Origin of the sequence: Nitrococcus mobilis Nb-231 (genome assembly GCF_000153205.1) — a bacterium.
GTDB lineage: Bacteria > Pseudomonadota > Gammaproteobacteria > Nitrococcales > Nitrococcaceae > Nitrococcus > Nitrococcus mobilis.
In genome coordinates this window covers 1,450,099-1,470,137 of record NZ_CH672427.1, presented here as the reverse complement: position 1 = coordinate 1,470,137, position 20,039 = coordinate 1,450,099, and the positions used below count along the sequence as shown (strand labels likewise).

Sequence of the window (20,039 nt, the reverse complement as noted above, 5' to 3'; positions counted from 1 at the left end):
GCCTAAAGGCCCTCCAGCCGCAGCTCCTCTTGCCGCTTCTCCTCGGCTTCATGGTTGCGGGTGTATCCCCTGATCACCTGCTCGTCCAGTCCCACCGTGCTTACACAATAGCCGCGCGCCTAAAAGTGCATTTCCGTGAACCCTTTCGCCGCCCCAGATACATGCGGTGGATCCGAATCGCGGATTTGCCCTTCAAAAATCCCACCGTGTTCGCCACATTGTACTCCAGCGAAATGCTCAGAGACGGATGAATGTGATCCACCATCGCACGGCCCTCGATCAGCTCCACTCCTTGCCGCTCGCAGAGCTCCCGGAACACCCGTCCAATCTCCCGGTGCAGACTCCCGTAGAGCGCCTTCCTACGGTATTCCGGCACAAACACCACATGGTATTTGCACTAGCATCTCACGTGGGACTGGCTCGTCCATGTCTTGGCCCCGATTTCAACAAGACAGGCCCAAAGGCGTTTTGTGTGAGTGCTCATTAGCATAAAAGCGTCGGCTCCAGAGGCTCGTTTGGCAACGGGAAGTGCAGGTTCTCCGTCAACTCTGCGAGCTTCTTTCGTGCCGCCTTCGCCCAGCCTTGCCACTTCGGCACCTGCACGGCTTTGCCATTAACGTAGACGTCGGCCAGCGTGGCAGGATCGCCGCCCTCCGGCGAAATCAGCACCCAGTGCGGCCGGACCTCGTTATATCGGTGCCGATATACTTACAACGATTTCCTCGCCTCCGCCGGCGAGGCATACAGCTTCCAGTACACTTCCGCCGTCTTCAGCGTCTGATGGAAGCGCTCGAGCAGCCCGAGCTGCGTCGGCGTCCGGTACTGGATCCGCACATGCGCGTATTCGCCGTCGATGTGGCGGCGGAAAGAGCGGCCAGTGTCAACGGACAGGAAGAATTGACCCACCCTGCGGACAATATTCCTGCCCCACCTACGGATGTTGCTCTGTGGTGATGCTGGTCTTTCTCCCCGCGGTTAGGCCGCTCTGGCGATGGTAGGTTGTCTACAGGTGGAGAAATTAGGGGAGCAGACGGACCAATTTCTGCTTGACCGTCTCTTGCACTTGCGGCTTGCCGCAGCGCTGCGATGGTGCGGGTGTAACCGCTGCTGCCGTCTCGTTCTCTGCCAGCCGCACCACTATGCAGCCGGCGCGGCAGGTAGCGCCCCGTGCTTCCTCCGCAGCGTTAACAAGCCGCGGCCGTAGTGCTCGACGGTAAGATGCCGCCAAGCCCGGCTGCGGTTACTCGGTAACCTGGACCTCGGCCGTACGCGGCGCCGCCATAATACTTGGCCTTACCCTCGAGTTCGGCCACCGTATTCCGCTCGGCCTTCATGATCAGCCACCCCACCATGTTGCCCTGACTCACGCCGTGGTGCCTCGCCAGCCACTCGCGTTTGCCGTCATTCAGGTGGCGTTGACGGAATCACCGCTGTTTTTCCGCGCTTGTCATGGTCATGGTGCGCCTCTATTGGTGACTGTCACGTTTTACACCAGCAGCCCAGCATGCTGCTCGATCAGATCAACGGTCTGCCTACTGCAGCGATGCCGTTCACGCTCACCGTGGGGAGCGCCTGCCAGGCTATTGCCTCGTTAGCCGGTAATGCCCCCAGCGGGACCATTGCGCGCCACAGCTGCCGAGAACGGCGATAGGCGAGCGTCGACAGCAGCCCCCACGGGCTCGGTTTGGTCGCGAGCTAGTGGCTACCACGAGGTCAGGGAGAGGCAGGCGGCGCAAAGGCTCTGCTGCCGCGCCCTTGCGTCGCTCAGCCGTGCTTCTCCGTTTCGTCGTTTTTGGCCCGCCATTCGTTGTTATAACCCAGTTCCTTGGCGGTGCGGCAAGATGCCTAATCTCTGTGAACTGGGCGGGCTATGCGTGGCCATCGAGGATGCCGGGTTTTGAGCCACGAGCGTGCGGAGCAGATGTTGGAGCGATCGGGTTGGATGTTTCAGCCCTCTTCCTCATTTATACCGCAACCACTGTATCAGTGGCGCCACGGTAAGCCCTTGGATCAGCACCGAGAACACGACGATGACGTAGGTCATGGTCACGATCACCTCGCGTTCGGAGCTGCTCGGGAGTGACAGCGCGAGCGCGACGGAGATACCACCACGCAGCCCGCCCCAAGTAAGGAGCCGGACGACACCGCGCTTGAAATCCCGTATAGGAGCGAGCGCATGTACGACACCGCCGACGGCCAGAAAGCGCGCGAGCAATACCAGCGGAATGGCCAGCAAGCCCAGCATCACCGACTGCCGATTGAACGAGATGACCAGCACCTCCAGACCGATGAGTAAAAAAAGTATGATGTTGAGCAGTTTATCGACTAATTCCCAGAATGTATCCAGGTGAATGCGGGTCGTCTCCGACATGGCAAATCGCCGACCGTGGTTGCCGAGCAATAAGCCGGCAACCACCATCGCGAGCGGTCCGGAGAAGTGCAACCGTAATGCGAGTGCATAACCGCCGGTCACCAAGGCCAAGGTAATCAGGATCTCGACAATATACTCGTCGAGTGAACGCAGCAGCCAATATCCTATCGCACCGAGTACAAACCCGAGGGCAACACCGCCGAAGACTTCCTCGATGAAGAGAATCGCCACGTCCGTAGCCCCGTCGGCTTCCCCGGAAGCGATCCCGGCGATACCGAGGAAGACTACTATGGCGAAGCCATCGTTGAAGAGAGACTCCCCGGCGATTTTAGCCTGGAGCGCACCTGGCAGCCCAAGCTTCTGGACAATACCGAGCACGGCGACCGGATCGGTCGGTGCAATCACCGCTCCGAAGAGCAGACAGTAGATGAACGAGAGCTCCAGATCGAGCAGCCTTTGTACCATGTAAATCGCCGTGCCGATCAGCGCGGTGCATACCAATACGCCCACGGTGGCGAGCAGGCCGATTATGCGCCACTGTCGTCCGAGCTCATCCAGCGGCACGTGCAACGCGCCGGCGAAAAGCAGCATTGCGAGCATGGCATCGAGCAGCGTGCGATCGAAATCCACGGCCGCCACGGCTTGTTCGGCCCATTCGGTCAGCCCGGGCAGTCCCAGTGACTGTGCCACCACAAGTGCCAGCGAGAAGACTAGTGCGGTGGCCATTACGCCAATGGTCGTGGGTAAGTGCAGAAGCCGTGCGTTGAAGTAGGCGAAGGCTGCAGACAGACCGAGCAGTAGAGCGATCAACTCGAATAAGTTCATGCTGTTTTCTCGGGCAGTGGCTTTGGCATCTGAACGCGCTTTGCCGTTAGCCTATGCGGCACGCCAAGCTGACACAACTTTGGCTGAGTACGCGCTTTCGCTACGGGCAAGAGAACTGGGGTTGAACGCTTTAGGGGGATAGCCCGGTGGTGCCGCGCTGATCATCTGGTATCCAAATGATAGTTCAGTGGAGCTATCAGCCAGGAAGTCGTCGCAAATGGGCCTTCGATCTGAGCATCGCGCATGCCCGCGGCTTTGAATGGCTCGCCCGATTTATAGAATAGAACTTATTTGCCCGATTGTAATGGGCTGCCAGCTCCATAGCTTGCTGTGAGGGTGCTAGGGAGGTCTTCGTCATCCCCCTAGCACCCGAGGTCATCGCGTTACATGTGTGCAGCTACGTTTAGCTGGATACCTCGTCAAAAAATTACCTGCAATAATAGATAACCACTTTCCAAACTTAGAACAGGCTCAGCACTCATTGGTCAACGTCCATTTTGTCTTTTGCCTGATCGGTGGTTTGCTCGATTTCATCCCCAGTGTTATCCAATGTATCACCGACGTTGTCTAGAGTGTTGGAAGTGGCTCGTTTAGTGCTTTCCCAAGCGCTCGCAGCACCTTTTTTGGTACTCTCCCAAGCTTCGAGGACCGCGCCTTTGGTTTGAACCCACCAGTCGTTGGTGTACTCCGGCTGTTGTTCGATCTCTTCTTTGGTCATGTCAACGTGGACGATATACTCTAACTCTTCGAGGTTATCGCCATTGCGGGTTTCGAGGGTGAATTTGCCCGCGTCGATTACGTATTCCTTGCCACTCATGTCGAGCAGACCGCCCGTTTCGACTACTAGTGCGCGAACATGCATTGCATCGTCGAGCAGGATGTCTTCGACTTCACCAATTTTTTTGTCCGGATTGCTTTTGCTAAAGACGTCGGCGTCACTGAGCTCATCAGCAGAATAGAGTCCCTGGGGCTCAGCCATAGCGTTACTGTTGATAACGAACCCACTGGCAATGAATGCGGCGAGCAGAGTTTTGTTGAGCGATTTGCGCTGAATCATGCTTCACTCCTTATGAGTTTTTCATTCCGAAGCGGATGTGCCTATGCGGCATTTTTAGTGTTGAGGGCTCCCGATTAAGACTTCAACCCGATTTTGACACTCCCACGTACGGATTTTCATGGGCTGCGCGCTGACGCGAGAAATTTCAAGGCGTTCGGTGGCTCACCAGGGCTTGCGAGACGCGAAATGCCACCTACATGTACTGGTATGAGACCCTAATACTGCTACCTTAACGAATTCGTTGGCCGACGGATGGCTTGGCACGCCGCATGGCGGGGCCTGGTGAGCAAGGGATAGGGCTTAGGGCGTCGTTTGACTGCACGGGGTTGTGGCAGGCGTTTTTGCCGGCCTATTGGGGACAACGCCATCGCCTGCAGCAATGCGGTGGCAAAAGCTTGCAGTGCCTTTCCAGACAGTAGCAACAGCTGGGAGGCGGCGTTGTTGAGCAATTGTAGCGCCGATTTGAAGCTGAGTTGGCGCGGGATTTTCTCGAAGCACTGCGCGGCTCGGTTCAAGTTGGCGCGCACGAGATTGTAGGCCAACAAATGAGCCGCGATCTCTTTTCTGACCCGCTCTGGGCTCTTGCAGCGCAGCCGCTCCATGGCCATATCGGTTTTGATGCTGCGCAGATCCAACTCGATCGTCCAGCGTGAGCGGTAGTGCTCGGCCAGGGCGCGGCGGGGGTAGCGTTTGGGGTTCGATAGGGTGGTGACGTAGACGATGCCGTTGACTGCCAGCTCGCGAATGGTCAGCGTCGGCGGCAGCTTGAGGTAGTCTTGTGCGCTCATCCACACGGGCTTGCGGGGCGGCTTGGCCCATTTAATGAGATGATCCTTGGCGCCGAGTCGCTCGCCGCGGTGCCAATGCGGCTTTCGCTGGGCATGCTTTTGAAAGAGCCCCTGCACCCCGTGGTGGACCAGCAACGCCATGATCGCGTAGGTGCAGTAGTAGCGGTCGGCGAGTAGCAGGTCGCCCGGCTGCAGGGTGTGCAGGAGGGTGCTGAACAAAGAGCTCTCTCCGCTGCCCTTGCCTGATAAGGGCCGAGGGCATAATCGAGCACAGCACCCGCGCCGAGCGAAATCAGGGCCACGATGCGCACGATGGGAAACCCGAGGCCGGGTTGTTGGTTGCCCTGTTGGGGGAACTCACGCTGATTATCGAGCGTATCGGGCATCAGTGCGGTAGTGCCATCGGCGAGCACCACGCGATGGCCACGCCAACCCCAGGCTGAAGGCGCGCGTTGGTGCAGCGTCTGTCCGCTCTCCCGGACCGCGTTCTCCAAGGGCGCACGGGGCAGGCGTTGGCGGGCTTTGCAATACGGCCCGGTGTTGATGGAATTGGCGCTTTGGCCGCTTTGCAGCCGCTCGGACAGCACCCGCGCCACCGCGTGTTTGCACGAACCGTCCTGACTGAGCACCTGGAAGAGGAAGGCTTTCAATACCACCAAGGGGGTGAATATCCGATCACGCCCGCCGCACGCGCGTTCGGCGAACTGGCTCAACACACGGGTGGATAAAACATCGAAAAACGGCAGTCCGCGCACTTGTAGGAAGGACCTCTTCAAGCGCTGGATTTGCCATGAGCGGGCGCAGCGAATAGAGTTTTTCATGGCTAGGCTCTCGGGATCGGATGGGAGGGTTTTCTCACAATCAATTCTATCCGAAATGCTCCGAGAGCCTAGCCTTTAATAATCACACAACTTCATGATCAATATACAATTGTGGTCGTTAAGGTAGCAGTATTAGTATGAGACCCGTCAAAAACACGTCGAGGACTCGACACTCACGCAACTCCAGCGGGTCGAGGAGGTCTGGCGGGCGCTTAAAAGCGGCCCGCTGATTCGCCTGATCCGTCAGTGGGCGGTCCACCGCATCCACACTCATGCGGCGCAGACGGTGCTGGCGCTGCTGCTCGAGCGCACCGCGAAGCTCGGCTGCACCAGCGGAGCCCGATGGGTTGAAGCTGCGCCTGAAAGCCGGGCGCAGCGTAATTCTTCGCCAATGCGATATTAGGGGGTGGTAAGTGACGGTGACGATCGGGTAGCTGACAGCAGTTATCCTCGGCCGCGCATCGCGCCCATAATTAAACTGATCACTAGCAGGATGAGGAAAACGAAGAAAAGTATTTGGGCGATTCCGGTGGCGGCGCCAGCTATGCCGCTAAAGCCGAGTACACCGGCGATAATTGCTACGACGAGAAATATGAGGGCCCAGCGCAGCATATAACCTCCTGCGTTAATGCATTGCCACCCCCCTTAGTTTTGATTTAAGGCGTTGCTGTGGAAAAAAGCAAGCTTTTTTCGAGAGTTTCGAGGGTGTGAGGTCAGCGCCCCAAGAGCTCCCCTATCGGTTGCAGCCGCTCGATCCGGTCGCATACGATTTTTACGCTTGCGGCTAGAGGCACCGCGATCAAGATGCCGATGATGCCCCACATCCAACCCCAAAGAGTGATAGATAAAAATATCACCACGGGGCTTAGATTCAAGCGGTGCCCAGCCAAAATGGGCGTTATCAGCTGCCCTTCCAGAGCGTTGAGTGCAAGCACCAACGCTGGAGCCAGCAGCATTTGAGAAACATCATCGAGACTGAGCAGAGCGACGACGAGCAATATCATGCTGCTGATGAGCGGCCCGATATAAGGTGCGAAATTGAGCAATCCGACCATGACGCCGAATAGCAAAGGGTTGGGCATACCGAGCGCGTAAAGTGCCGCGGCGGCAACCGCACCGAGGCAGATGTTGATCAGCGTGATCGTGCCCAGGAAAATGGCGATGCTGCGCTGGATGTGCTGAATGGTCTCCACAGCGTTGCGTTTGTCCTCGAACCGCGGCAAGATGCGTACGAGCTTTCTAAGGAAGCTGTCCCCGGAGGCTAGCAGGAAGTACAGCAAGATGACGCTCACGCCTAAGCCGTAGACGACGGCCCACGTGCCGGTTAGCAGCCACTGGATGGGGTTCCATCGAATCGATGTCATGCTATCGACTTTATCGTCATTGTTCCCCGGTACCGCCTCTTCGATCTCTTGTTTGGCTCGCTTGAGCTTATCCATTGGCCCCATCAAACCATACAATTTGTGGTCGATCTCACGCAGCGCCTGCGGCGCCTTCTGGATCCACTGGGAGGCCGGCACGGACAGCCCGTATACAGCCCCGAAGCCAAGTGCGAGAAGGCTCGCCAGCACGAGGGCGGCGCTGATCGGTGGCGGGATTTTGATTTTCTTTAGCCCACGGATAAGCGGTGCGAACATCATGCTGATCAAAAAAGCCACCGTGAGCGGCATGAACAGCGGTGCGGCCAGATACAGCGTATACATGACCATCAGCACGAAAATGCCGGTCAGTGCCACCGAACGGATGTTGATGGGCCCGCTGATCCACGGCTGCTCGACTGAGTCCGCCGGCTTTGCTGGATCGGTCTGAGGTGTCGATGCCATAGTCAGCAAACTCCTTTAGCCGTGACAACAATAGTTGTGTGACTCTTGTGAGACAGTCAGAGTGGGGCGACTGTTCAGCCGGACCCGTTGTCGACGGCAAACGAAGTCTCACTGTTGCCTGGCAAGGGCGGACAGCCGTAGTTGTTTTACCCAGGCGAGTCCATGCCCGCTAGATACAACCACGTTTCCACCACGGAGTCCGGGTTGAGCGAGACGCTCTCGATGCCTTCCTCCATGAGCCAACGCGCCAAATCCGGGTGGTCCGAGGGTCCTTGGCCGCAAATGCCGATGTATTTGCCGGCGTCTCGCGCGGCCTGGATGGCCAGGTGCAGCAGGGCTTTGACCGCCGGGTCGCGCTCGTCGAAAATATGTGCCACCAGGCCGGAGTCGCGGTCAAGCCCCAGGGTGAGCTGGGTGAGGTCGTTGGAGCCGATGGAAAAGCCGTCGAAAAGCTGCAGAAACTCCTCGGCTAATAGCGCGTTGGATGGCAGTTCGCACATCATGATGAGCTTGAGCCCTCGTTCGCCTTGCTTGAGGCCGTTTGCGGCGAGCAGCTCGATGACCGTGCGGGCTTCATCCAAGGTGCGTACGAAAGGGATCATGATCCAGACGTTGGTCAGCCCCATCGCGTCGCGCACTTTGCTAAGTGCGCGGCATTCGAGTTTGAAGCACTCGGCGAACTCGGCTGAGATGTAGCGTGCGGCCCCGCGCAGCCCGAGCATGGGGTTCTCCTCGTCGGGCTCGTATTGTGTGCCGCCGATCAGATTCGCATACTCATTGCTTTTGAAATCCGAAGTGCGAACGATTACCGGTTTGGGTGCAAAGGCGGCCGCGAGCATCGAAATGCCTTCGGCCAGTCTGTCCACATAGAAGGCGAGCGGGTCGGAGTAACCGGCGATCTGGCCGCGAATGGTAGTCTTCAGATCGTCGGGCTGACGGTCGAACTCGAGTAGGGCCCGCGGGTGGATGCCGATCATTCGGTTGATGATGAACTCCAGCCGAGCCAATCCAACACCGGCATTCGGTAGCTGAGCGAAATCGAACGCACGGTCCGGATTACCTACGTTGAGCATGATTTTGAAGGGCAGTTCGGGCATGTGCTCGAGGCTGATTTTGCGCACCTCGAAATCCTGCCGCCCTTCATAGATGTTGCCGATGTCGCCCTCGGCGCAGGAGACGGTAACCTCAAGGCCGTCACCAATGGTCTCGGTCGCATCGCCGGTGCCTACCACCGCCGGAATGCCGAGCTCGCGGGCGATGATCGCTGCATGGCAGGTACGACCACCGCGGTTGGTGACGATGGCGGCGGCCCGCTTCATGATGGGTTCCCAGTCAGGATCGGTCATATCGGTTATGAGTACATCGCCCGGTTGGACCCGATGCATGTTTTTGATGTCGTCGATGACTCGGGAGCGACCCGCGCCAATACGTTGGCCGATGGCGCGCCCGGAGTTCAGGATTCGGCCGCGTTGCTTGAGATAGTAGCGCTCCAGCACCTGCGCGTTATCCCGGCTCTTCACCGTCTCAGGGCGGGCCTGGAGGATGTAGAGCTCTCCCGATTCGCCATCCTTGCCCCACTCGATGTCCATTGGCTGGCCATAGTGGCGCTCGATGATGAGCGCCTGTTGCGCCAAGCGCTCGATCTCGGCATCGGTGAGGGAGAACTGCAGCCGCTCGGCCGGTGCCACCTCGACGGTCTGCACCGTTTTGTCGGATTCACCGGCGGGGTTATAGATCATCTTGATTGCTTTCTCGCCCAGGCTGCGCCGTAGGATCGCTGTTCGCCCGGCTTCCAGCGCCGGTTTGTATACGTAGAACTCGTCCGGATTGACTGCGCCCTGGACGACTGTCTCACCCAGGCCATAAGCGGAGGTGATGAATACCACGTCGCGGAAGCCTGACTCTGTATCCATCGTGAACATCACACCCGATGCACCCCGATCGCTGCGCACCATCTGCTGCACACCCGCCGACAACGCCACTTGGGCATGCTCGAAACCGTGATGGACGCGGTAGGCAATCGCTCGGTCGTTGTACAGTGAGGCGAAAACGGCTTTGATCGATCGCAGCACATTGTCCAGTCCGCGGACATTGAGAATGGTTTCCTGCTGTCCCGCGAAGGAGGCATCGGGCAAGTCCTCGGCGGTAGCGGACGATCGAACGGCGAAAGAAGGCTCGGCGCCAGCTTGCTGTTCGAGCGCGTGGTACGCCTTGGTGATCGCCTCGGTGAGGGCTTGCGTAAAAGGCGCCTCGATGATCATTCGGCGAATTGCCGCGCCGCTGTGCCGGAGTGCCACCACGTCATCGACATCGAGGTCGGAGAGCTCGGCGCTGATCCGTTCGCGCAGGCCAGTCGCGTCCAGAAAGTCCCAGTAAGCGGTGGCTGTCGTTGCAAAACCACCCGGTACCTGCACGCCAGCCCGGTCGAGCTTGCGGATCATCTCACCGAGAGAGGCATTTTTACCGCCTACCTGGGGGATATCTTCTTTACACAGGGACTTAAACCAAACCACGTAGTCTCGCAATGTCCTTGCCTCCCTAGCCAGGGCCGAGTGATCACTTGGCACCAGAGTATTCGCGCCTGAATCCGTACCGTACCTTGCGCATGGCCAGTTCCGAGTCTGCTACGATGCAACTCGCCCTTGCCGCAGTCCACGCTTCAATTTCAGCCGACATGGTATGTGCTTGCATGGTAGGAAAACGAGCTGTCTTCTTTATCTCCGATCGTACCGGCATCACGGTTGAGACTTTAGGGCATAGCCTTTTGACTCAATTTGATCTCGACTTCGAGCAGCGCACGTTACCGTTTACCGACAGCATCGCGCGCGCCTGCGCTGTAGTCCAGCAAATCAACGACACTAACCGGGCCAATAGCGCGCGCTCGATCGTTTTCAGCACAATTATCGACGACGAGATCCGTGCGGTGCTGCATACGGCCGATGCCGTGGTGTTCGATTTTTTCGCAACGTTCATCGGTCCACTGGAGCAGGAACTTATGGTGCGCTCCAGCCATGCCATCGGCCGCTCTCATGGGATGATCAACAGCAAATTGTACGACGTGCGGATCGATGCCATGAATTACGCGCTACACCATGACGACGGCGGCAACACCCATCGCTACGATCAAGCCGACATCATATTGGTTGGTGTGTCGCGTTGCGGTAAGACGCCGACTTGCATCTACCTGGCACTGCAGTACGGTATTTACGCAGCAAACTATCCACTCACGGAGGAGGATTTGCTCGGCGGACGCCTTCCCGCGCCGTTGCGTGCGCATCGGCGTAAGCTCTATGCGTTGACCATTCAAGCTGAAAGACTGGCTCGAATCCGCTCCGAGCGGCGCCCCAACACCCGTTATGCCTCGTTGCGACAGTGCCAGTATGAAGTAAGCCGGGCCAAGGGCCTTATGGAGCGGGTAAAAGTGCCGATGAGCGATACCACCACTATGTCGATAGAGGAGATTGCGAGCACCCTCGTGCACGAGCGCAAGCTGCAGCGGCGGCTCTACTAGAGTTCCCCTGTGCAGCGGCGGTGCTGTGATATGATCCGGTTATGATGTCCGATACCCATGTAAGCACGTTACAGTTAGGCGCGACCCGTAGCTTCGCCGGGTTGATGGAGTTGTACGAGAACAACTACATTTACTTGCGCCGGTTGGTTCCTGATCTCGATCGCTCGCAGGATGCGGCTACCTCCAAGGTGACCGGGGCGGTGGATTTGCATATGGAAGTTCTGGACCGCCACGCCTATACGACCAGCTTACGGCTTACGCATCGCTTCAGCCACGCCGATGAGCCGGAGGTGACTCCGAATCTTATGCTGCGTGTCTATCACGATGCGCGAGTGGCCGAAGTCTTGCCTGAGTCATGGCTGCGCGGCTTTCGCTATTGGTCGTTCCGCGAGCTCCCGCCCGTAGGCGCTTTGGCCTGGCGCTGGGAGGTCAACCGTTTTCTCAACCGCTGGCTGCGTTACTGTTTGGGTGAGGGGCACGCCTTTGCAATTGACTGGGCAGCGCAGCCCGCGCTGCGGCCACAGGCCCGACGCTGGGCCGGCTGATCGGTTTTCGCTGAGTGCTCAGGCTCGGTCGAGAAGCAGCATGAAACTCTCCACCAAAGGGCGATATGCAGTAACGGCCATGCTGGATTTGGCACTGCATGAGAATCGCGGGCCGGTTATCTTGGCGGATATATCCCAAGGCCAAGGCATTTCTTTGTCCTATCTGGAGCAGCTCTTCGCTCGCTTGCGTCGCGCTCGGTTGGTGACCGGCGTTCGTGGCCCCGGTGGGGGTTACCGTCTGGCGAGGCCGGCGCAGGTCATTACGGTAGCGGATGTCATCGTGGCGGTGGACGATAACGGCGATGCGCTCGGCGGCTATGAGGGTAAGCTCAATGGCGCGCACTGCCTCACGCACGACCTTTGGAGTGAGCTTAGTGCTCAGATCTATGACTTCCTGAATGGAATCACGTTGGCGGACCTAGCCAGCGAATCCTCAATCCGCGTTCTGGCTCGTACCGAAACTGCACAGCGGACAAGCGACGTACTGTTTGATCCACAGGAGTGCTGAGCCAGCGCACCTCTTTCCATACTGCGCATAGCAAGCGCTGCTGCGCTGCTTAAAGCATCGGCCGTGTCCCTACGTGGGGCGCGTAACGGCGGGGTGCCGCGCGCCGGGCGTCGTTAATTCCAGCCAGCCGAGCTGTTCCCAATAGACCTTGCAAGCTGGAAGGGGGAGCCCTATTAGCCTATTAAATGTATAGGGACGTCGAACCGAGACGCTCCTATATATCTATTCGCAAATCCGACTACAATCGAAGGTAAGGTCATGCGTACAGAGGACGCGAATAAGAAGTTCCGGCGCTGGCCGCCACGCGTGAAGCGCAGGCGTTCACGTAATACTCCCTCCCACCCCTCTCCTGAAGTGGCCCATACCGGTGTGCCCGAAGCTGAAAGCGTTCCGGCGAATAAAGCCGTACGTATCAGTTATCGCTCGCGCCGCATTCCAAGCCGCGGTAATGGCGATGTGTGAAAAGACGAAGGTGTGGCGGTGAGTCGGCTCTTGACCGCAGCGAAGGGTTGCCGGCGCAGGCCGTCCGAGGTGCCGAGTCGTCCGCGCGGTCCATCCGGCGCCGCGCGGAGTAAGGGGTAAAAGAGCTACGGTAACAGGGCTATCGCGGGACCCAGCCGAGGGCTGCGCCGTGGCGTGATGTGGCTGAGACCGCTGGTTGGGAAGGTTGCCATACGCTTGCGTATGGTCTAGATTGGCTGACATGCAGGGAAACACTAGGCAGCCATTAACAGCCGATGCTTGGGCCGAAGCGGCGCTGGAGATTATTGCCGAGTCCGGTTTCGATACGGTTGCGGTAGAGCCTCTGGCCCGCCGGCTCGGCGTCACCAAAGGAAGTTTTTATTGGCATTTCGCCAACCGACAGGCGTTGGTTCAGGCGGCACTCGAGCAATGGGAGCGTCGCGAGACCGACGAGGTGCTTGCTCGGGCCGCGCAGGAACGGGATCCACGCAAGCGACTGGCGCGTTTGTTTCGTGAGGCGGACGGCAGTCGGCGCGCGGGACGGCTCTATCTAGCGCTTACCGGTGCAATAGAAAACCATCCGATTCAGATCGTGGTGCGGCGCGTGATGGACCATCGAGTCGAGTTTCTGCGCGAGTGTTATGCGGCCATGGGGCTTTCGGCGGGTGAAGCCTGGCAGCGTGCGATATTGGCCTATTCGGTGTTTCTCGGGACTCTACAGCTGCGCCGCGATGCCCCGGAGGTCATTCCCGCCGAAGACGAGTTCCACGAATACATGCATTTCATCGGTGAGATGCTCATTCCAGGATACACTCGGGAGCTCATGCGTGCGGACGGATCCACCAACTCATAGCAGGCGGCGTAGGATAATTTCCGAATTATGGAAGTCTCCTTAATTTAGACAGGACATGGATTCCAGGCGGCTCTGGGATGACGATGCGGAACGCGGTTTTTGGGGATCCTCAGCAGTCGGGTTAGCCGCCGGCGAGAGCCGGGGTGCCGCTTGCCCGGCACCAAGGGAGGAGTGTTATGTACGCTCTGATTGCGACTTTGATCGGAATTGCCGGTGTTTGGGTGCTGGCCTACGCGGGTGTGTCCCGGACAATTTGGACCGCGGCCATCACGGCTTACCTGCTGGCTTTGTTTATCACGGGGGGATTGGGTGCGCTGGGATTGCTCATCGCGGCGGTACTTTTCATTCCAGCGGCGGTGGTGCTCAATGTCGGAAAGATCCGCCGTCAGTTGATCGCACGCCCCGTATTCGATCTGTTCCGTGCGACGCTGCCCGCCCTGAGCGCGACCGAGCAAGAGGCGCTGGAGGCCGGCGACATCTGGTGGGAGGCGGAGCTGTTTCGGGGCCAACCCAACTGGTCCAAGCTGCTCGGTTTTCAAGTGACGCAGTTCACGCCCGAGGAGCAGGCGTTTCTCGACCACCAGGTGGAAATGCTCTGTGAGATGCTCGATCAGGATCGCATCGTGCGCAAGGATCACGATCTACCGCCGCAAGTCTGGGACTATCTGAAGCGGGAAGGTTTTTTCAGCCTGATCATCCCCAAAGAGTACGGTGGCCGTGCGTTCTCCAGCCTGGCGCAGTCCACTGTCGTCACCAAGATCTCAACACGCAGCCTCGATGCGGCGGTGACCGTGATGGTTCCGAATTCGCTCGGACCGGGCGAATTGCTGATGAAGTACGGGACCCAGCCGCAGAAGGATTATTGGCTGCCGAGACTCGCTGATGGCCGCGAGATTCCCTGCTTCGCCTTGACCGGCCCGGATGTGGGCTCGGATGCCGGTTCCATGCCCGACTATGGGATCGTCTGCAAAGGCGAGCGCCGCGGCCAAGAAGTGCTCGGCATCCGTTTGAGTTTCCGCAAGCGCTATATCACCCTGGCTCCGGTTGCCACCGTGCTCGGGTTGGCGTTCAAACTCTACGATCCGCAACGCTTGCTCGGCGATGAGGAGCAGCTTGGGATTACCTGCGCGTTGATTCCGGCAAACCACCCCGGGGTGCGCATCGGCCGGCGCCACTTCCCAATGGGGCTGGCATTCATGAACGGACCGATCGAGGGCGAGGACGTGTTCATTCCCCTCGACTGGATCATCGGCGGTCAGTCTATGGCCGGCAAGGGTTGGCGGATGTTGGTGGAATGCCTTGCGGTGGGACGGGCCATCTCACTGCCGGCGCTGGGCGCGGCGGCGAGCAAGCTCAGCTACCGCATGACCGGCGCTTATGCCCGTATTCGCCAACAGTTCAAGCTGCCGATCGGTGAGTTCGAGGGCGTGCAGGAAGCCATGGCCCGCATCGCCGGGCGCACTTATTTGCTGGAAGCGACCCGCGTGCTGACGGCCAGCGCCGGCGATCTAGGCGTCAAGCCGGCGGTGGTCTCAGCCATAGCCAAATATCACATGACCGAGCACATGCGCCGGAGCGTCAACGATGCCATGGATGTTCACGGCGGGCGAACCATTATTTATGGTCCGCGTAATTACCTGGGCTACGTGTATCAGTCCATCCCTGTGGCCATCACCGTCGAGGGCGCGAATATTCTCACGCGGAGCCTGATAATCTTCGGCCAGGGTGCCATTCGCTGCCATCCGTATGTGCTCGATGAAATGGCCGCCGTGCACGACAGCGACTCGCAGCGGGGCCTGGAGCGATTCGATCGGTTGCTCTCCGCCCATATCACGTATACCAGCAGCCGCGGCGTGCGTGCCTTTACCCATGCCCTGACCCGCGCGCGTCTTGCCGCAGCTCCTGTTGTTGGGCCCACGGCGCGTTATTATCGTGAGCTCACGCGGATGAGCGCTGCCTTGGCGTTCGTTGCCGATGTGACGTTGGGCGTGCTCGGCGGTGAGCTCAAGCGCAAGGAACGCCTCTCTGCGCGCCTGGGCGATGTGCTGAGCAACCTCTATCTCGCCTCGGCGGTGCTCAAATACCATGCCGATGCCGGTCGGCCCGAGCAGGAGCTCGCTTCGGTGCAGTGGGCGCTCGAATTCTGTCTGAGCGCAATTTACGAAGCCTTTGACGGGTTTTTCGACAATTTCCCGGCTATCGGTTTGGGGCGTGTGCTGCGGTTTGTGGTATTCCCACTGGGTCGACCTTACAAAGCGCCGAGCGATCGGATCAGTGCTCGCCTTGCTCGGCAGATGATGGAGGCCGGCGGGGTGCGTGATCGCATCACCCAGCATGTCTATCTAGGCCGTTCCGCCGCTGATCCGGTCGGCCGTATCGAGGCCGCGTTTAATATGCTGTTGCGGGCGGAGAGGCCGTATCAACGTTTCATCAAAGCGCTTGGCAAGGAAGCGATCAAGGGCTACACCTTCGAGGAACAGCTCGCCTCCTGTTTGGAGCATGGGGTGCTCGACCGCGAGCAGGCGGAGTTGGTTCGTGAATACGAGCGGCTGCGCTGGGATGTCATCCAGACCGACGCCTTCGACCCGGCCGAGCTGGCGCCAGAGGAGGAGCGCAAAGCGCTGAGCGCACGCCGGGAGGTTGCATGGGCTCGCCAGGCCGTCGAGTGAGTTCCGTGAGTAGGCCGCTGAGAAGGAGAGCATAAGGATGAGCGAAGTCATTCACGTACGCTGTGCCGCCGTCCTCGGTGCCGGTGTGATGGGGGCGCAGATTGCGGCCCATCTAGTGAATGCCGGCGTACGAGCGGTGTTGTTCGAACTGCCGGCCGAGGGTGCCGAGCCGAATGCGCATGTGCAAAAGGCAATCGAGCGGTTGCGCAAATTGCAGCCAAACCCGCTCGCCACACCGGAGCATGCCGAGCTGATTGTGCCGGCCAATTACGAGGAGAATCTGGAAGCGCTGCGTGATTGCGATTTGGTGATCGAGGCCGTGGCCGAGCGGATCGAGATCAAGCGCGATCTATATGCTCGGATTGCCCCTTACCTTACGCCCCAGGCCCTAGTCGGCAGTAACACTTCGGGGCTGTCGATCGACCAACTGGCCGAGGTGCTCCCTGAGGCGATCCAAGAGCGCTTTTGCGGGATTCATTTCTTCAATCCGCCACGCTACATGCGTCTGGTGGAGCTGACTCCAAGCGAGCGGACTGCGCCCTGGGTGCTCGATCAACTGGAGAGTTTTCTCACTACCACTCTGGGCAAGGGCGTCATCCGCGCGCGCGATACGCCGAATTTCATTGGTAACCGCATCGGCGTGTTCGCACTGATGGCGGCGATGCATCACGCCGATCGGCTCGATCTGCCGTTCGATGTGGTGGATGCGCTGACCGGCCCGGCTGTTGGTCGGCCTAAAAGCGCCACGTTTCGAACGGCCGACGTGGTGGGTTTGGATACCTTGCAGCATGTGGTCGAGGGCTCGACCGAGCGGTTAAAGGACGATCCCTGGGTGGGCTGCCTGAAGCTGCCCGCCTGGATGGGCCAACTCATCGAGAGCGGAGCGCTGGGGCAGAAAACAGGTGCCGGCGTTTACCGCAAGGTGGGTAAGGAGATCCAGGTGTTGGACACCGAGCGGGCCGAGTACCGACCGGCTCGACAGGAAGCCGCCCCGGAGCTCCAGGAGATTCTCAGCCAAGCCGATCCGGCTACCTTGCTCGAACGGCTGCGCCGGTCCGATCATCCGCAGGCGCACTTCCTCTGGTGCATTCACCGGGATACGTTCCATTACGCGGCGTATCTGCTTGCCTCCATCGCGGATAATGCGCGTGCTGTCGATCTGGCCATTCGGTGGGGTTTCGGCTGGCAACGCGGGCCGTTCGAGCTTTGGCAGGCAGCCGGCTGGCGCGAGACGGCGGCGGCCATCCAGGCGGATATCGACGCCGGGGAGGCGCTGGCGAAAGTGGCGCTGCCCGATTGGATACATCGGATCGAAGCGGTGCACACGGCCGAGGGTTCCTATGCGCCGCTGGATCAAGTATATCGGGCACGCTCCAATTTGCCGGTCTACCAGCGGCAATATTTCCCCGACCAAGTCCTGGGCGAGCGGCCGGCCGCCTGCGGCGGGACGATGTTCGAGACCGAAGCGGTGCGTTTGTGGAGTCTCGAGTCGGGCATCGCGATTCTGAGCTTCAAGTCGCGGCAGCATGCGATCGGCGGTGACGTTTTGGATGGGGTCATCGAAGCCGTGAGCATCGCCGAGCGCCGCTGCCGGGCCCTCGTGCTGTGGCAGGACTCCGAGCCGTTTTCGGTCGGCGCCAACCTCAAACAGGTGGTCGAGGCCCTCGAGAGCGAAGACTATGACGGCCTAGAGCGGATGCTGGCACGGTTCCAACAGGCCACCGCTTGCCTGCGCGAGGCCCCGATTCCGGTAGTTGCCGGTGTGCGCGGAATGGCGCTGGGCGGCGGCTGCGAGTTTCTTATGCACTGCGATCATGTGGTGGCCGCGCTTGAGAGCTATATCGGCCTGGTCGAAACGGGGGTCGGACTCATTCCGGCCGGTGGCGGTTGTAAGGAACTTGCGTTGCGAGCCGCGCAGCGTGCCCCGGACGGTGATCCGTTTCCCTTCCTGCGGGGCTACTTCGAGACGGTCGCCAAGGCCAATGTGGCGAAGAGTGCGCGTGAGGCGCAAGCGCTGGGTCTGTTGGGCTCCAACAGCACGGTCATTTTGCATCCCGACGAGGTGTTGCACGTGGCGCAGCAGCAGGCCATCGCGCTGGCCGAAGCCGGCTATCGCGCGCCTTTGAAGCGCCCTGTTCGGGTTGCAGGGCGAGACGGCGTTGCGACGCTCAAGGCCTTTTTGGTCAACCTGCGCTCCGGCGGCTTCATATCAGCGTACGACTATGAGGTCGCCGCGCGATTAGCCACTACGCTATGCGGTGGTGAGGTGGACGCCGGGCTCAGTGTATCCGAGGATTGGCTGCTGCATCTCGAGCGCGAGGGTTTTATGGCGCTGCTGCGCAATCCAAAGACTCGGGATCGGATCGTCCACACGCTCAAGACCGGTAAGCCGTTGCGTAATTGATCCAGGAGGAGGCCATGGCGGCACAGATTCAGGATGCCTTCATCGTAGCGGCCGTGCGCACGCCCGTGGGCAAGGCGCCGCGCGGCGTGTTCCGCTCTACCCGCCCGGATGATCTGCTGGTCCATGTATTGCGCGGGGTAATCGACGCGGTTCCCGGTTTGGAGCCGGCGGCGATCGAAGATGTACTCATCGGCTGCGCCATGCCCGAGGCGGCGCAGGGGCTCAACGTGGCCCGTATGGGGGCCTTGCTCGCCGGCCTGCCGGATTCGGTGCCGGGGGCCACCGTCAATCGATTCTGCGCTTCCGGGCTGCAGACCATCGCTATGGCAGCGGATCGGGTGCGGCTTGGCGAAGCCGATTGCATCATCGCCGGCGGTACCGAGAGCATGAGCGCCATCCCCTGGATGGGCAACAAGCCCTCGTTCAACCCCGCGATCTTTGCGCACGACGAGGAGGTCGGTATCGCCTTCGGCATGGGTTTGACTGCCGAGAAGGTGGCCGAGCGCTGGCGGGTCGCGCGCGAGGACCAGGATGCCTTCGCCGTGCAAAGCCATCAGCGCGCTTTGCACGCCATCGAGACGGGCGAGTTCAAAGCCGAGATTCTGCCCTATACCGTACAGCAGCGGGCACCTTCTGCGGACGGCCAGACCGTCACGGTGCACGAGCAAATCGTGGACATCGACGAGGGACCAAGACGCGGCACCAACCAGGAGGCGCTCGCCAAACTGCGCCCAGTGTTTGCGGCGCAGGGGTCGGTGACGGCGGGCAATAGTTCGCAAACCAGCGACGGGGCCGGGGCGGTCGTGGTCATGAGCGAGCGGATGATTAAGCGCCTTGGCATCCAGCCGCTGGCTCGCTGGGTGGCCTACAGCGTGATCGGCGTGCCGCCGCAGATCATGGGCATCGGTCCGAAGCTAGCGATCCCAAGGGCACTCGAGCGAGCGGGTCTGAGTCAGGAGCAGCTCGAATGGATCGAGCTCAACGAGGCGTTCGCGGCCCAGAGCGTGGCGGTGATCCGCGAGTTGGAGCTCGACCCCGAGCGGGTTAACCCTCTGGGCGGGGCCATCGCGCTCGGTCATCCGCTCGGTGCCACCGGCGCCATCCGCACGGCCACCCTGTTGCACGGCCTGCACCGGCGCGGCCTGCGCTACGGAATGGTCACCATGTGCGTCGGCAGCGGCATGGGGGCGGCGGGAATTTTCGAGGCGGTATAGCGGCGGGTTCTTTTGCAGCCACACTCTGCCCCGCTGTAAGCCATCCGTTCGGGGCGAGGGCGCCTGCGCCGGCATGCAGGCAGGGCGTGCAGTGAACTCTCTCTGGGCTTTTGCCGGTCGCACGTCTTCTCGGTGCAAAGCCCTGCAGGGGTAGCTGTGGACACCGCGCCGGCGAAGGGTGGGCCCCT

General features: G+C 60.0%; 16 protein-coding genes and 2 pseudogenes. 7 read left to right on the top strand and 11 right to left on the bottom strand.

Features of this window, described 5'->3' with window-relative positions; translation table 11 throughout:
* Positions 1-2: 2 nt before the first annotated feature.
* The 11 genes and pseudogenes from tnpA to ppsA form a co-directional block, all read right to left on the bottom strand.
* Positions 3-385 (bottom strand): annotated as a pseudogene (gene tnpA, locus NB231_RS06770) (IS200/IS605 family transposase).
* Between the two features lie 98 nt (positions 386-483).
* Positions 484-669 (bottom strand): hypothetical protein, encoded by a 186-nt coding sequence (locus NB231_RS06765; protein WP_005000875.1) that lies wholly within the window; start codon positions 667-669, stop codon positions 484-486.
* 39 nt (positions 670-708) lie between these two features.
* On the bottom strand, positions 709-906 hold the full coding sequence (locus NB231_RS06760) for an integrase core domain-containing protein (protein ID WP_005000872.1): 198 nt from the start codon (positions 904-906) through the stop codon (positions 709-711).
* Between the two features lie 278 nt (positions 907-1,184).
* The gene (locus NB231_RS18435; RefSeq protein ID WP_156776929.1) at positions 1,185-1,367 is read right to left on the bottom strand and encodes a hypothetical protein; all 183 of its coding nucleotides are present in this window, start codon (positions 1,365-1,367) and stop codon (positions 1,185-1,187) included.
* A gap of 593 nt (positions 1,368-1,960) precedes the next feature.
* Positions 1,961-3,196, bottom strand: a complete 1,236-nt coding sequence (locus tag NB231_RS06755; protein ID WP_005000869.1) for a cation:proton antiporter — start codon at positions 3,194-3,196, stop codon at positions 1,961-1,963.
* Positions 3,197-3,674: 478 nt separating this feature from the next.
* A complete protein-coding gene (locus tag NB231_RS06750; RefSeq protein WP_005000865.1) occupies positions 3,675-4,253 on the bottom strand; it encodes a PRC-barrel domain-containing protein in 579 nt (192 codons plus the stop codon).
* A 224-nt stretch (positions 4,254-4,477) separates the two neighbouring features.
* A pseudogene (locus NB231_RS17555) lies at positions 4,478-5,862 on the bottom strand (IS4-like element ISNmo2 family transposase).
* 118 nt (positions 5,863-5,980) lie between these two features.
* Positions 5,981-6,136: a hypothetical protein gene (locus NB231_RS19505; RefSeq protein ID WP_232210404.1), complete on the bottom strand. Its 156-nt coding sequence runs from the start codon at positions 6,134-6,136 to the stop codon at positions 5,981-5,983.
* A 170-nt stretch (positions 6,137-6,306) separates the two neighbouring features.
* Positions 6,307-6,474 carry a DUF1328 domain-containing protein gene (locus tag NB231_RS17550; protein WP_005000860.1) on the bottom strand — a complete coding sequence of 56 codons (168 nt, stop codon included), beginning with the start codon at positions 6,472-6,474 and terminating at the stop codon, positions 6,307-6,309.
* Positions 6,475-6,575: 101 nt separating this feature from the next.
* A complete protein-coding gene (locus NB231_RS06735) occupies positions 6,576-7,685 on the bottom strand; it encodes an AI-2E family transporter (protein WP_005000859.1) in 1,110 nt (369 codons plus the stop codon).
* Between the two features lie 146 nt (positions 7,686-7,831).
* Entirely contained in the window at positions 7,832-10,210 is a 2,379-nt protein-coding gene (ppsA, locus tag NB231_RS06730) for a phosphoenolpyruvate synthase (protein ID WP_005000854.1), read from the bottom strand.
* Positions 10,211-10,374: 164 nt separating this feature from the next.
* Here ppsA and ppsR point away from each other — a divergent pair, with 164 nt between their 5' ends.
* The 7 genes from ppsR (at position 10,375) to NB231_RS06695 (ending at position 19,851) form a co-directional block, all read left to right on the top strand.
* Entirely contained in the window at positions 10,375-11,196 is an 822-nt protein-coding gene (gene ppsR / locus NB231_RS06725; protein ID WP_005000852.1) for a posphoenolpyruvate synthetase regulatory kinase/phosphorylase PpsR, read from the top strand.
* A gap of 41 nt (positions 11,197-11,237) precedes the next feature.
* On the top strand, positions 11,238-11,741 hold the full coding sequence (locus tag NB231_RS06720) for a DUF1249 domain-containing protein (RefSeq protein WP_040661992.1): 504 nt from the start codon (positions 11,238-11,240) through the stop codon (positions 11,739-11,741).
* A gap of 40 nt (positions 11,742-11,781) precedes the next feature.
* Entirely contained in the window at positions 11,782-12,249 is a 468-nt protein-coding gene (locus NB231_RS06715; protein WP_005000846.1) for an Rrf2 family transcriptional regulator, read from the top strand.
* A 703-nt stretch (positions 12,250-12,952) separates the two neighbouring features.
* Complete coding sequence (locus tag NB231_RS06710; protein ID WP_005000842.1) at positions 12,953-13,564, top strand: TetR/AcrR family transcriptional regulator; 612 nt, start codon at positions 12,953-12,955, stop codon at positions 13,562-13,564.
* 176 nt (positions 13,565-13,740) lie between these two features.
* On the top strand, positions 13,741-16,233 hold the full coding sequence (locus NB231_RS06705; RefSeq protein ID WP_005000840.1) for an acyl-CoA dehydrogenase: 2,493 nt from the start codon (positions 13,741-13,743) through the stop codon (positions 16,231-16,233).
* A gap of 37 nt (positions 16,234-16,270) precedes the next feature.
* Positions 16,271-18,637 (top strand): 3-hydroxyacyl-CoA dehydrogenase/enoyl-CoA hydratase family protein, encoded by a 2,367-nt coding sequence (locus tag NB231_RS06700; protein WP_005000838.1) that lies wholly within the window; start codon positions 16,271-16,273, stop codon positions 18,635-18,637.
* 14 nt (positions 18,638-18,651) lie between these two features.
* The gene (locus NB231_RS06695; protein WP_005000836.1) at positions 18,652-19,851 is read left to right on the top strand and encodes an acetyl-CoA C-acyltransferase; all 1,200 of its coding nucleotides are present in this window, start codon (positions 18,652-18,654) and stop codon (positions 19,849-19,851) included.
* The last annotated feature ends 188 nt before the right edge of the window (positions 19,852-20,039 follow it).